At 69.1% G+C, this 14,893-nt stretch carries 6 protein-coding genes; all 6 read right to left on the bottom strand.

Annotated features, from left to right (window positions below; all coding sequences use genetic code 11):
• Positions 1-19: 19 nt before the first annotated feature.
• The gene (locus tag IEW15_RS02920) at positions 20-2,542 is read right to left on the bottom strand and encodes a cbb3-type cytochrome c oxidase subunit I (RefSeq protein ID WP_188574738.1); all 2,523 of its coding nucleotides are present in this window, start codon (positions 2,540-2,542) and stop codon (positions 20-22) included.
• Positions 2,539-3,573 (bottom strand): cytochrome c oxidase subunit II, encoded by a 1,035-nt coding sequence (coxB, locus tag IEW15_RS02915; RefSeq protein WP_188574736.1) that lies wholly within the window; start codon positions 3,571-3,573, stop codon positions 2,539-2,541. Before coxB ends, IEW15_RS02920 begins: the two co-directional genes overlap by 4 nt.
• Positions 3,566-5,992 (bottom strand): glucose/quinate/shikimate family membrane-bound PQQ-dependent dehydrogenase, encoded by a 2,427-nt coding sequence (locus tag IEW15_RS02910; RefSeq protein ID WP_188574733.1) that lies wholly within the window; start codon positions 5,990-5,992, stop codon positions 3,566-3,568. The genes coxB and IEW15_RS02910 overlap by 8 nt, the downstream gene beginning before the upstream one ends.
• 121 nt (positions 5,993-6,113) lie before the next feature.
• Positions 6,114-8,936, bottom strand: a complete 2,823-nt coding sequence (treY, locus tag IEW15_RS02905; protein ID WP_188574731.1) for a malto-oligosyltrehalose synthase — start codon at positions 8,934-8,936, stop codon at positions 6,114-6,116.
• Positions 8,933-10,939, bottom strand: a complete 2,007-nt coding sequence (malQ, locus tag IEW15_RS02900; RefSeq protein ID WP_188574729.1) for a 4-alpha-glucanotransferase — start codon at positions 10,937-10,939, stop codon at positions 8,933-8,935. Before malQ ends, treY begins: the two co-directional genes overlap by 4 nt.
• Complete coding sequence (glgX, locus tag IEW15_RS26710) at positions 10,926-14,888, bottom strand: glycogen debranching protein GlgX (RefSeq protein WP_188574727.1); 3,963 nt, start codon at positions 14,886-14,888, stop codon at positions 10,926-10,928. The genes malQ and glgX overlap by 14 nt, the downstream gene beginning before the upstream one ends.
• Between the last annotated feature and the right edge of the window lie 5 nt (positions 14,889-14,893).

The following is a 14,893-nucleotide window of genomic DNA, read 5'->3' as shown; positions in this document are numbered from 1 at the left end:
CTTCGGGTGGGGGGCATCGTCAACTGGCCAGCGGGAACAGGCCGGTCACCGCCACGGTGACCACGGCGGTGATGACCGCGAAATGCCAGTAGAGCACGATGTTCTGAAGGTCGATGTCATGGGCGGGGCCCAGATGGCCGGCATGGCTGCGCGCGCAGCAATAGAGCTGCATGATCACCCCCACCACCAGATGCAGCGCCGTCCACAGCGCGATCACCCAGACGGTGGCGTCATAGACATGCGCCGCCGGATCGAGCCCGGTCATGGTGATGGCCATGACCAGCGCCGCCCCCGAACCCAGTGCCGCGGCGGCGGCCAGAACCAGGGCCGCACGGGTGCGGGCGCCAAGCCCGGCGGTGTTGGCGCGGCGCGCGGCGAGGGTGAGGCCCCAGGCGATCACCGCCAGCAGCCCGGCGATCGCCGGCCAGACCTGCCCCGGCCCGGTGGTGCCGGCGGGCGGGAAATCGGTGTGGATGGTCCAGTAGAAGAAATAGCCGAAGATCAGGCTGGCAAAGGCGGTGCTGTCGCCGACCATGGTGATGAACATCGCCCACCAGCCGACGGATCGCGGGCCCGAACCATAGAGCGGCAGCGTCAGCCCGCGCCCGGCATCGATGGTGGCGGCCTCAGGAATGCGGGCGGTGCCGGTCCACAGCCAGACGATGATCACGCCGATGCCGATCACCCCCGATATCAGCGCCGGCGTCCACCAATGGAAAGTGGCGCCGATGAACGAGAAGCCGACGAAGATGGCGGCGAGCATCGGCAGGAAGGAGTTGGCCGGCAGGCGCAGCACCTGTTCGGGTTCGGCATCCAGCACGCTGGTGATCAGGGTTTCACGTCGGCCGGCGGCGGCATCGGGCAGATAGCCGCGGCCCTGGTCGATGTCGTCGGAAATCCCCGGCTGGTCCCAGAGGGGATAGCGGCTGGTGACATGGGGCACCGACCGCACGCCCCAGGCTTCGTCGTCCATGGTCGACCATTCCAGCGTGCCGGCCTTCCACGGGTTGGGTGGGGCGGTGCGCTTGCCCGGGCGCAGAAGATCCCACACCACCACCAGCACCCCCGCCGCCATGACGAAGGCACCGACGGAGGAGACGAGGTTCAGCCAGTCCCAGCCATGGCCGGCCGGGTAGGTGAACACCCGGCGCGGCATGCCCCGCAGGCCGGTGAAATGCATCGGCAGGAAGGTGATGTTGAAGCCCGCGAACATCAGCCAGAAGGCCCATTTTCCCAGCCGGTCCGACAGCATCTTCTTGGCGACGAACGGATAGAAATAGTACAGGCCGCCGATCAGCGGAAAGAACATGCCGCCGATCAGGGTGTAGTGCAGATGGGCGACGATGAAATGGGTGTCATGGGCCTGCCAGTCGAAGGGCGCGATGGCGACCATCACCCCGGTCAGGCCGCCGAAGACGAAGATCGCGAGCGAGCCCGCCGCATAGAGCATCGGCACCGCGAAGATCACCCGCCCCGCCAGCATGGTGGCCAGGAACACGAAGATCTGCACACCGGTCGGGATCGCCACCGCTTCCGACGCCGCCGAGAAGAAGCCCAGCGATATCGCCGGCAGGCCGATGGTGAACATGTGATGCGCCCACAGGCCGAAGCTGAGAAAGCCGGTGCCGACGGCGGCCAGCACGATCCAGCCATAGCCGACGATCGGGGTCTGCGCGAAGGTGGGCACGATCATCGCCATCAGCGCGATCGAGGGCAAAAAGATGATGTAGACCTCCGGATGCCCGAAGATCCAGAACAGATGCTGCCACAGCACCGGATCGCCGCCGCGTGCCGGGTCGAAGAACGGCCAGTCGAGCAGGCGCTGCGCCTCGAACAGGATGTCGCCGGCGATCAGTGGCGGGAAGGCGAACAGGATCATTCCGGCAACGATCAGCACATACCAGCAATAGAGCGGCATCAGATGGATGCGCATGCCCGGCGGCCGGCATTTCAGCACGCCCACGATCAACTCCACCGCCGCCGCGATCGAGGCGATCTCGATGAATGACAGGCCCAGCAGCCAGATATCGGCGCCGATGCCGGCGGTGTCCTTGTTGGTCGCCAGCGGCGGATACATGAACCAGCCGCTGTCGGGGGCGGCGCCGAAGAAGATCGACCCGGCGACGAACACCCCGCCGATGACGAAGCACCAGAAGCCGAACGCCGACAGCCGGGGAAACGGCAGATCGCGCGCCGCCAGCATCTGCGGCATGATCAGGATCGCCACCGCTTCGAAGATCGGCACGGCGAACAGGAACATCATCATCGTGCCGTGCAGGGTGAACAACTGGTTGTAGAAACCCGGCGTCACCAGATCGTTGTCGGGCACGGCGAGTTGCGCGCGCACCATCAGCGCCAGCACCCCGGCGAACAGGAAGAAGAAGAAGGCGGTGACGCTGTACCACACGCCGACCTCGGTGTTGTTCACAGCCGACCAGTAGCGCCAGCCGCGCGGCGTGAGCCAGGTACGCCTGAGCCGCGCCGCCTGGGCCAGCCGCAGATCCTCGTCCTCCTGGCGCTGCTGCTGGTCGTGGGCGGTCATTCCAGGCTCTCCAGATAGGCTGAGAGGTCGGCCAGGGCCTGCGGCGCCAGCATGCCATAGGGTGGCATCAGCACCCCCGGCTTGACCGTGGTGGTGGCGCTGATGAAATCGGCCAGACGCGCGGGGGTGTTGGGCAGGATGCCGGCGCCGATGCTGTGGCGCCCGCCGATCCGGGTGAGATCGGGGCCGATGGTGCCCCGCGCGTCGGTGCCGCGCACGCTGTGGCAGGCGCCGCAACCCTGATCGGCAAAAATCCTGGCCCCGCGCGCGGCCGGCGTGCCGGGGGCCGGGCTCCGCGCGGGGCCGGCCTGATCGGCCAGCCAGCGGTCGAAATCGGCCTGCGGCATCACCTCGGCCGTCAACGCCATCAGGGCATGGGCGGTGCCGCAGAATTCGGCGCAGGCGCCGCGATAGACGCCCGGTCTGGTCGGCTTCAGCGTCAGCCGGGTGGTACGGCCGGGGATCATGTCGATCTTGCCGGCAATGGCCGGGATCCAGAACGAATGGATCACGTCGGGGCTGTTCAGCACCAGATCGACCTCGGCACCGGCCGGCAGGCGGATTTCATTGGCCGACACCACCGGCGTGCCGGCGGCCGGGTGGCCGGCGGGCGGGTGATAGACCACCCGCCACCAGAACTGCTCGCCCACCACCTCGATCGTCAGATCGCCGCCGCCCGTGCGCAGTTCGGGCATCAGCCGCAGCCCGTGGACCAGCAGCGCGGTCAGCACCACGGTCGGGAAGATGGCGCCCATGGCGATGATGAACCGCTTGGCCTTGAACAGGCTGATCGGGCGCCTGCGGCGGGCGGCATGGATGGCGATCGCCATCACCATCACCCAGATGATGCCGGCACCGGTCAGCATCACCCAGAACAGCGACGCCACCCGTTCGGCGCCGATGCCGGCCGGATCCAGCGTCGACTGAATGCCGGTGCAACCGCCAGTCAGTAATATGGCGCCAGTCAGCAATATGGGGGCTGAGACACCAATGGCGATCAGGCGTCGCCTGCGATCCGGGCGGTCAGCCATTCGGCGACGCCTGGTTGTCCGGCAGCGCCTGGTTTTTCGGCAGCGTATAGGCGATGACCGCATCGCCGGCATCGGTGCCGAGCGAGCCATGGCCGCCGGCCACCACCAGCAGATATTGCCGGCCATCGCGGCCCAGATAGCTCATCGGCGTTGCCTGGCCGCCGGCGGGCAGGCGGTCTTCCCACAGCCGGCGACCGGTTTCCAGGTCATAGCCGCGGACGTCATTGTCGATCGTGCCGCTGATGAAGGCGGTGCCGCCGGCGGTGATCAGCGGCCCGCCCAGATCGGGCACGCCCATCTCGAAGGGCAGCGGCACCGGCGCGCGGTCGCGGACCGTGCCGTTCCGGCGCATCCAGGCGATCTCGCCGGTGCGCAGATCGGCGCCGGCGACATAGCCCCAGGGCGGCGCCTGACAGGGCAGGCCCAGCGGCGACAGCATCGGGCCGATATCGACCGCGAAGGGCGCGCCGAAATTCTCGTTCAGGCCGGGCGGGCCATCGGAGACATAGGTGTCGGTGTCGTTGTCACGCGGGATCAGCCGGATGACGAAGGCGAGATAGGCCGGTGTCGCGAACAGCACCTGCCGTTCCGGGTCGACCGCGACGCCGCCCCAGTTGAACACCCCGAAATTGCCCGGATAGACCAGGGTGCCGCGCACCGAGGGCGGGGTATAGGCGCCGTCGTAATCCAGGCTGCGATAGCGGATGCGGCAGGCGAGCTGATCAAACATGGTGGCGCCCCACATGTCGCGTTCCCGAAGCGGCGGCGGGCGGAACGACAGCGCCGATGCCGGCTGGGTGGGGGCGGTATGGTCGCCCTCGGCCGCGCCCTGCGGGGCCGGCTCTTCGGTCACCGGCAGCAGCGGATCGCCGGTGCGGCGGTCGAGCACGAAGATGTCGCCCTGTTTGGTGGGCTGAACCAGCGCCGGCACCGTGCCGTCGGGCCGGGCGCGCGGGCTGTCCGGCATCGCCAGATCGACCAGGGTCGGCTGGGCCGGCACGTCGCGGTCCCACAGATCGTGATGCACGGCCTGGAACACCCAGCGCACCTGACCGGTGGCCAGATCGAGCGCGGTGACCGAGGAGGAAAACCGCTCGACGCTGTCGGATCGGCGGCCGCCCCACTGGTCGGGCGGCTGGTTGCCGATCGGCAGATAGACCAGCCCCAGATCTTCGTCGACGCTGCCGATCGACCAGCTATTGGGCGAGTTTTCGGTATAGCTCTGGCCGTCCTCGATCGGCTGGGTGGCATCGGGATTGCCGGTGTCGAAGTTCCACACCAGCGCGCCATTGTCGATGTCATAGGCGCGGATCACGCCCGAGGGGTCGCTGGTCGAGACATTGTCGTTGACCGCGCCGCCGATGACGATCAGCTCTCGCGTCACCACCGGCGGCGAGGTGGAATAATAGAAGCCTTCCTTCAGGTTCGGCATGCCGCGCCACAATTGTATCGCGCCGTCCTCACCGAAATCGCGGCAGACATCGCCGGTCCGGGCATCCAGCGCGATCAGCCGGGCATCGGCGGTGGGCATGAAGATCCGGGCCACACAGGGGGCCTGCCGGTCGGGGGGCGTGGCGGGGTCGGCGGCCTCGCCCAGATGGTATGACACGCCCCGGCAGGTGAGGTGCTGGCGGTTGGCGCTGTCGGGCACCTCTGGGTCATAGCGCCAGCGCTCGCGGCCGGTCTCGGCATCCAGCGCGATCACATGGTTATGGGGCGTGCATAGATAGAGCGTATCGCCCACTTTCAGCGGCGTGACCTGATAAGTGGTCTCGTCGGGGTCGGTGGGCTTGCGGACATCGCCGGTGTGATAGGTCCAGGCGACATCCAGCCGGTCGATGGTCTGCGGCGTGAACTGGTCGAGCGGGCTGTAACGCTGGCCGCCTTGCGTGCGGCCATAGGCGTGCCAGTCTCCGGCCGGCACGCCGCCGCTATCGGGGGGCAGATCGGCCACGGCCTGCATGGGCAGGCGGCCATCGATGCCATGGGATGGCACGGCCATGGCGATCGCCGCCACGACGATGGTGGCCGCCAGCGCCAGCGGCAGCGGCAGGGCCCGTGGCGCCAGCGCCCGCACACCCAGCCGCCGGGTCATCCACGGCATGGCCAGCCACAGCCCCAGCACCACGATGACGTCGCCGCGCGGCGCCAGTTGCCACCAGTCGAGCCCCGCTTCCCCGACCGCCCAGACCAGCGAGGCCAGGGTGAGCAGGGCATAGGCCCAGAGCGCGGCGGCGTGGCCGCGGAACAGCAGCCATGCGATGATCAGGAAGCCCAGACCTGCGGCGACGTAGTACCAGGAGCCACCATGTGCCGCCAGCCAGCCGCCGGCCGCGACCAGACCCAGACCGATGATCAGAAACACCAGCGCGGTCAGGACCAGCAGGGTCGATCGCCGGTGGGTGGGGATCTCGGGCATGGGCTGTCTCCGCGTCGGGGTGGGGGCGCGTCTGTCCGGTCAACCGGGTTGGCCACGCGCAGGTTCCACAACCGGCCGCGGAAAATGCCGGCTCATGCATGACGCGGGCATGAGGCGGCGGTCAGCCGCTGACCAGAACCGCCACCGGCAGCCGGGCGAGCAGCCCCGCGACCGCGACACCGCCGGCGGTAAGCCCGATACTTTCGCCGGTCAGCGCGTCGTGGTGGTGGCCGGCCAGATCGTCGGGGATCTCGATCAGCGTGTCGGCCCAGCCTTCACGCGGGACCAGCGGCAGGCCGCCTTCGGGCAGCAGACGGTCGGCGAGGCGCGAGACCAGCACGATGACATGGCCAAGCGGTCCCGCCTGACCCGGCCCCGCCTCATCGTCCGCGCCGTCGGGATCGTGCTGGCGGGCGAAGGCCAGGACATGGGCGGCGGCGGGACCGGTGACCGTCAATGGCCGATAGGCGCCTTCGGTGAACAGCAGCGGGTCGCGCGTCCGCAAAGCCAGGACGGCCGCCAACACCGCCTGTTTGGCGGCGCCATGATCGCGCGGCATCTCGATCAGTTGATCGGGCGGGATTTGCTGGTTCAGCAAACCGGCCAGCGCCTCGTGATCGACCGGCCGGCGATTGTCGGGGTCGACCAGCGACAGATCCATCACCTCGGTGCCCTGATAGATGTCGGGGATGCCGGGGCTGGTGGTGTGCAGCACGCTCTGGGTCAGGCTGTTGATCAGGGCGGCGGGGGCAAGCCGGCGCACGAACCGGTCCAGTGCGGCCGGAAACTGCGCCTCCGGCCCCAGAATGGCGCGCAGGAACGCGGTACAGGCGGCTTCATAGGCGGTGTCCGGCACCACCCAGTTCGACCGGCGCTTGCCTTCGCGCAGCGCCTTGACCAGCCAGCCCTCCACTCTGGGCAGGATGTCGGCCGCCACCGCGGCCAGACTGTCGGCGGTGCTGTCGGTGCCCGCGGGCCAGACGCCGATCAGGGTCTGATACAGCATCACCTCATCGGCCGGATGGGGGGCCGTGCGTGCGGCGTCGCCGGGATCGCCCTGGCCATCGACCTCATGTCCGTGCCGCAATGGCGCGTTCATCCGCCGCCAGGCGCGCAGGGTCTGCGCCCATTCGTCGGTCATCTGGCTGAGCACGGCGATGCGCATCCGGGCATCGGCGCCGCGTTTGTGATCGTGGGTGGCGGTGGCCAGAAGCCCGCGCGGGTGGCGGGCCTGCCGTTCCAGGCAGACGGCGTGGAAATCCTCGGGCGCCAGGGTCGGCGCATCGGGGTCGGCGCCGACCTCGTTGCACGACAGCAGCGGCGCCACGCGATAGAACAGGGTGTCTTCCACGGCTTTCGCGGCCAGTGGCGCGGTCAACTGCTGGAACCGGATCAAGGCGATCCGGCGCAGATCGGCGGCGGAGGGCGCCGTGCCCTGGCCGGCCTCGGACGCCGCATCGATCCCGCCCTGCTCCAGCGCCCTGCCGCCATGCAGCCAGTCGGCCAGCCGCTCCAGCGTCAGCCGGTCGCCCGCAGCGACTTGGGGGCGTGCCTGATCGACCGCGAAGGCGATGGTGGCGTCGCAAGCGGCGCTGTGGCCCTGGCCGTCATCATAGATCCGATAGACCGGGAACTGTGCCAGCACCTCGATCAGCACCCGGCGGATGCCGGCGCGGGTGATGTCGCGGTCGCGCCGGCGGCTCTGCGCCAGATCGGCGAAGGTGCGCACGCAGCGCTCAAGGTCGCTGTCGAAGGCGGTGGTCAGCACCTGCCGGCGGGCCAGAACCAGTTCGGCAGCCGGATCGCCAGGGCTCGAAAGGTCACCGGGGGCAGCCGTGACCTCCTGCCACAGGCGCCGCAACGGCCCGCGGCCCGACGGGTCATGCAGCAGGCACGACACGTCGTTCATGAAATCATAGCCGGTGGTGCCGTCGACCGGCCAGTCTTCGGGCAGCCGCTCGCCGGCGGCCAGGATCTTCTCGACCAGGATCAGTGGCGCCTGGGGCCGCGCCGCTTGGGACCGCCCCGTTTCCGGCCGCTTGCCGTGCAGATGGTCCAGCCGTGCCCGCAATATCCGGCAATAGGCGCCGGGATCGGCCAGTCCGTCGATATGGTCGATGCGCAGGCCGTCGATCAGGCCGGCGGCATACAGGTCGAAGATCGTGGCGTGGGTGGCCTCGAACACCGCCGGATCCTCGACGCGCACCGCCGCCAGTTCGCCGATATCGAAGAACCGCCGCCAGTTGACCTCATCGGCCGCCGTGCGCCACCAGGCCAGCCGGTAATGCTGGCGGTCGAGCAGGCGGTGCAGGGCGCGCGGGCCGCTTTCGGGCTCGCGGAAATCGGCCAGCACGGTGGCGATGGTGTCTTCGGTGGCGGCGCCATGGCGGTCGGCGCCGATCAGCAGGTCGTGATCCTCGGCCCGGACGGGAAAGCGGTTGCCGTGAACATCGATGAAGAACCGGCCGGCGTCGCGGTCGTAATCCAGCCGGATGTCGCCATTGGCCAGCGCCGTGTCGTAATCGCTGCCAAGGAAGGGGGCGTGGACCTTGCCCTTTAGGCGCGGATCGGGCGACCGCCAGTCGATATCGAACACCCGGGCATGTGGACTGGCCTCGCCTTTCTCCAGCACGTCCAGCCACCATGGGTTTTCAGGCCCCACCGCCATGTGGTTGGGCACGATGTCGACGATCAGCCCCATATCGTGGCGGCGCAGCGCCGCGACCAGCCGTTCCAGGCCGTCGCGGCCGCCGAGCGCGTCGCTGACCCGGGTGGGGTCGACCACGTCATAGCCGTGGGTGGACCCGCGCCGCGCGGTCAGGATGGGCGAGGCATAGACATGGCTGATACCCAGCCGGGCCATATAGTCGAGGGTCGCGATCGCGTCGTCGAAGGTGAAGCCGCTGTGGAATTGCAGGCGCATGGTGGCGCGGGGATGGATCATGACGGGTCACCTTTATGACGACGGCCAGAACCGAGCCTCGACAGCCGCCGGCGCGCGGCCGGAGTTTCAAGCAGATCGGGCACCGGGGCGGGCATCCGTCGGCGCCAGTTGGGATGCTCGGCGATGGTGCCGGGCAGGTTGGGCTGATCGCCCAGGCCGGCCAGATCTTCCAGCGGCGCCAGCACCAGCGGCGTCGGGGTCTGCCCCAAGAAGTTGAGTGTTCCGTCAATTACTGGATCTGCGGAGGCATGTGGCGCGGGCTCGATGCCATCGACACTGCCGGCGGCGTCCAGCGCCGACCACAGCCGGCTCCGGTCCAGCGCGCGCAGTTCGCGCAGGCTTTCCGAGGTCTCACCCGGGCCGAACAGGCCCAGACGCTCGCGCCAGTCGATATCGGCGCCGGCCCACCAGCCGGCGGTGGTCGGCAGGTCATGGGTGGTGGCGGTGGCGACCACCGACCGTTCCCAGCGATCGGGCGGCAGGAAATTATCGCCGGCGTCGCGTTCGAACCACAGCACCCGGGTGCCCAGAATGCCATGGGCGCCAAGCATGTCGCGGAAGCCCGCCGGCACGGTGCCCAGATCCTCGCCGATCACCACCGCGTGGTGCCGGCGCGATTCCAGCACCGTCGCGTGCAGCAGATCCTGCAAGGGATAGCGCAGATAGGCGCCCTCGGCGGGTGCCGCACCCTCGGGGATCAGCCATAGCCGCATCAGCCCCAGAATATGATCGATGCGGATGCCGCCGGCATGGCGCAGGGCGGCGCGCAGCATCTGGATATAGGCGGCATGACCGCTGGCGGCGAGCGCGCGGGGTGAAAAGGCGGCAAGCCCCCAGTTCTGGCCCAGCGGGTTGAACAGATCGGGCGGCGCGCCGATGGTGGCGCCGATCAGCATCTGGTCCTGATGACTCCACGCCTGGGCGCCGCTGCCATCGACCCCGATCGCCAGATCGGCGATCAGCCCCACCGGCATGCCGGCATCGCGCGCCGCCTGATGGGCGGCACTCAGGCCCCGGCTCGCCTGCCATTGCAGCATCAGCGCCCGCGCCACGGCGTCCTGATGGTCGCGGGCGAAGGCCGCCACGGCCGGCGAGCGCGGATCGCGAAACGCTTCGGGCCAGCCGCGCCAGCCATGGGGGGGATGGCCGTCGGTGCCGGTGCCGTCGGCGCCATGGGTGGCACGCATATGGGCGTCGATCGCCTCGAACCGGGCATGGTCGGCCAGGGCGTCACCGCCGGCGGCCGCGAAGCCACGATAATCGGGGTCGGCTTCGATCCGCGCGCCATGGCGGGCCAGCAGATCGTGCATCACCGCCTGCTTGACACGTGCCACCGCCGGCCAGTCGATCAGCGGTTCCGCCGCCACGCGCCGTGCCTTGGCTCCAAGGCCCAGCCGGTCGAGGCTGCGGGCGGTTTCGTCCGCGCCGGCGATGGCGTCAGCATCGATGATCATGGTGTTCAGGAACAGCCGGCTCGACGGCGAATAGGGGCTGTAGCTCAACGGGTCGGCATCGAACAGCGCGTGCACCGGGCTGACGCCGATACAGGCGGCACCCTGGGCGGCGGCGGCGCGGGCCAGGCTGGCCAGCGCCGTTGTGTCGCCGCAGCCCAGATCGCCATGTCCCGCCCCGTCTCCGGCGCCGTCATGGCGCCTGAGACTGTAGAGCTGCGCGGCGATGCCCCAGAGCCTGGGGTCGCTGTGCCTGGGGTTGCTGTCGCCGGTGGCGTCGGCGAGGCTGAAACAGCGATCGGGCACCGGCGGGGCCAGTGGTGGCACCTGTGACGGCGCCCCCGGTTCGCGGGCGAGGCGGTCTTCGCGGGCGAGGCGGTCGTGGCTTTCGCGGATCTGGGCCACGGAGCCGGCGGGCAGGTCCAGCACCGCCAGCAGCGCGCGCAGCGTGTCGGGCGATACCTCATGTGGCTGGCCGGCGGCATCCTCCCAGGCGGTGGCGATGCCGGCGGCAGTGGCAAGGGCTGCAAGTGCTGTGTCACGATCCTTCATCGGCGGCGCCCTCCGGATCTGACGGGGTGGGGTCCGACAGGATGACGGCGGTGGTGCGGGGGCGCAGTTCGCCCGCCTCCAGCGCGTCGATCGCGCCGGGCACGACATAGAGCCAGCGGCCATCGGGACGGTCCTGAAGGGCGACCGGCTCGGTGCCCAGATTGCACAGCACGGTCAGGATCTGGCCGTCGCCCAGCCGCCAGCGGGCGCGCACCGCCGCCGGGCCGATCGCACCGGCACCGATCGAGGCGGCGCCAGGCAGGCGCGGCATGATCTCGCGCGCCCGCAGCGCCAGCAGGCCGGCGACCAGCGCGCGGCGTGCCCGGGCCGCGCCGTCATCGGCATCGTCGGGCTCGACGCGTGAGGTCTCGAAGGTCAGCGGCGCGTTGGGGTCGGGAATGCGGGCGCGGCTGTGGTCGTCGGCGAAGCGGCTGAACCGGGCGAATTCGCGCCGCCGCCCGTCGCGCACCAGCGGCGCCAGCTCGTCGTTGTGGTCGGTGAAATACAGGAAGGGCCGGGTGCTGCCCCAATCCTCGCCCATGAACATCAGCGGGATCGGTGGCGACAGCAGCAGCAGGGCGATCGCCGCCGCCAGGGCGTCCGGATCGGCCAGCGTGGTCATCCGGTCGCCGAAGGCGCGGTTGCCGATCTGGTCGTGGTTCTGGATGAAATTGACGAAGGCCGTGGGCGGCAGATGGCCGCTGGGCTGACCGCGCGGCGTGCCGTCGCGATAGGATGACGGGTGGCCCTGATAGACGAAGCCCTCGGCCAGCGCGCGCGCCAGCTTCCCGGCCGGATCATGGGCGTAATCGGCGTAATAGCCGTCGGTCTCGCCGGTCAGCAGCACATGCAGCACGTGATGGGCGTCGTCGTTCCACTGCGCGTCATAGCGGCCCTCGCCCAGATGGGCGGCGACGTTCTCGTCATGCTCCAGCACCAGATGGACATGACGGCCGGGCTCGACCGCGCGGCGGACGATCTGCGCGGCCTCGTCCAGCCAATCGGCCTCGCTGATCGCGTGGACGGCGTCGAGCCGCAGGCCGTCGACGCGGTATTCCATCAGCCAGTACAGGGCGTTCTGCGTGAAATATTGCCGCACCTCTGGCCTGCGGAAATCGATCGCCTGGCCCCAGGGGGTGTCGATGTCGTCGCGGAAGAAGCCCGCGGCATAGGCGCCGAGATAGTTTCCGTCCGGGCCGAAATGGTTGTAGACCACGTCCAGGAACACCATCAGCCCCAGGCCGTGCGCGGTGTCGATCAGGGTCTTCAGCGCTTCGGGCCGGCCATAGGCGCTGTCAGGCGCATAGGGCAGCACGCCGTCATAGCCCCAGTTGCGGCTGCCGGGGAAATCGTTCACCGGCATCAGTTCGATGGCGGTGAAACCCATCGCCGCCACCTCGCGCAGCCGCTGGGTGACGCCGGCGAAACCGCCCCACAACCCGACATGAACCTCCAGCAGCACCACCTCGTGCCAGGGGCGGCCCTGCCAGTCGCCATGACGCCAGGCGAAGGCGCGCGGGTCGATGACCTCGGACGGCCCGTGGATGTCGTCGGGCTGGAAACGCGACAGCGGGTCGGGCACCGCCAGCACCTGATCGCCGTGGCCGGCATCGCCGATGCCATAGTGATAGCGGCTGCCGGCACCGCAATCGGCGGTCAGCTCGAACCAGCCGTCACCCGCCGGCTGCATCGGCTGCGGCGCGCGGCCATCGAGCAGAAGCGAGACCGCGCCGGCATCGGGCGCCCATAGCCGGAATCGTGTGCGGTCGGCGGCGAGCAGTTCGGCCCCGGCCGGCAGCGGGTGGCCGAAGCGCCATTCGGGCGGCGGATCACGCGGCAGATCGGCCGCCAGCAGGCGCAGGCTGCGCGCGGCCACCGTCATCGGACCGCCGGTGACATGGGTTTCCTCCAGCGCCGCATCGGCGCTGTCGGCCAGCCGCCGCCAATGCAGCCCGTGATCGCCCAGACCGGCATAAGGCAGGGTGAACACGGCATCGTCGGCGCCGGCATTCAACAGCAGCAGCACCACATCCAGCCGGTCCGGGTCGACATCCGACGCGCCGACGCGGCTGAGTGCCACGGCGCGGGTCTCAGGATCGTTCCAGGCGTCATCCGTCGCCGGCTGGCCATCGGTGCCGAACCAGGCGATATCGGACAGGCCATAGGCGTAGTGTTCGGCGCCATGCAGAAACCGCCGGCTGCGCAGCACCGCGAACCGCCGGCGGATGGCCACCATCCGGGCGGTGAAGCGGGCGAGCGAGGCGCCGGCCGGCGTGTCGAGCCGGGTCCAGTCGATCCAGGATATCTCGTTGTCCTGGCAATAGGCGTTGTTGTTGCCCTGCTGGCTGCGGCCGAGTTCGTCGCCGCCCAGCAGCATCGGCGTGCCTTGCGAGACCAGCAGCGTCGCCAGCATCGCCCGTTGCAGCCGGGCGCGGGTATCTTCGATCACCGGGTCGTCGGTCGGCCCCTCGACGCCCCAATTGGCCGAGATGTTCTCGCCATGGCCGTCATTGTTGCCCTCGCCATTGGCCTCGTTGTGCTTTTCGGCATACGAGACCAGATCGCGCAGCGTGAAGCCGTCATGGGCGGTGACGAAATTGATCGAGGCGGACGGCAGGCGATGGCGATGGTCGAAAACATCGCTCGACCCCGCAAGCCCGCCGGCAAGGGCGCTGATCTGCCCCGGGTCGCCGCGCCAGTAGCGGCGCAGGCTGTCGCGATAGCGATCGTTCCATTCGGCGAAGGGCGGCGGGTGGTTGCCGAGCTGATAGCCGCCGGGGCCGGTGTCCCAGGGCTCGGAAATCAGCTTCACCCGCGACAGCACCGGATCCTGAATGATCGCATCGAAAAAGCCCGAACCGGGGTCGAAGCCGGTGCCTTCCCGGCCCAGCGTGACGCCCAGATCGAAGCGGAAGCCGTCGATATGATAATGCGTCACCCAGTGGCGCAGCGAATCCATCACCATCTGCAACACGCGGGGATGCGGCAGGTTGAGCGTGTTGCCACAGCCGGTATCGTTGATGCAGTGCCGTTCCGCCCCCGGCACCAGCCGGTAATAGCTGGCGTTGTCGAGCCCGCGGAAGCTGAGTGTGGGGCCGAGCTCGCTGCCCTCGGCGGTGTGGTTGTAGACCACGTCGAGGATCACCTCGATGCCGGCGGCATGCAGCTTGCGGATCGCCACCCGCATCTCGTTCAGCGTGTCACTGGCAAGATAGGCCGGGTCCGGCGCGAAGAAGCCGATGCTGTTATAGCCCCAATAATTCCTCAGGCCCATGTCCTGAAGCCGGCGGTCATGCACGAAGGCATGCACCGGCAGCAATTCCACGGCCGTGACCCCCAACCCCTGAAGATGATCGATGAAGCGGCGGTCGGCGAGGGTCGCGAAGCTGCCGCGCTCATGGGCGCGCAGATCGTCGCGCAGCATGCTGATGCCGCGCAGATGCGCTTCATAGATCACCGTGTCGCGCCACGGCACCTGCGGCGGCCGGTCGTCGCCCCAGTCGAAGGTATCGACGGTGACCACCGATTTCGGCATCGCCGGGGCGCTGTCGCGACGGTCGAACGACAGATCGCGGCGCGGCGAGCGCAGATTATAGCCGAACAGATGATCGGACCAGCGCAGCCGGCCCCGGATCTGGCGGGCATAGGGGTCGAGCAGAAGCTTGTTGGGATTGAAGCGGTGGCCGCGCTCGGGCTCATAGGGTCCGTGGGCGCGATAGCCATAGACGATGCCTTCCCCGGCATCGGGCAGATAGCCGTGCCAGACCTCGTCGGTGCATTCGGGCAGGGTCAGGCAGGCAAGCTGCCGGCGGCCCTGCGCATCGAACAGGCACAGGTCGATCCGGCTGGCATTGCCTGAGAACACGGCGAAATTCACCCCCAGCCCGTCCCATGTGGCACCAAGCGGCCAGGGACGTCCGGGGAGCAGGCGATCGGCTGGTGCCGGCATGAGGC

This window comes from Tistrella bauzanensis (assembly GCF_014636235.1).
Classification (GTDB): domain Bacteria; phylum Pseudomonadota; class Alphaproteobacteria; order Tistrellales; family Tistrellaceae; genus Tistrella; species Tistrella bauzanensis.
The sequence above is the reverse complement of the archived record's forward strand: the minus strand, read 5'-3'. Positions and strand labels throughout refer to the sequence as shown.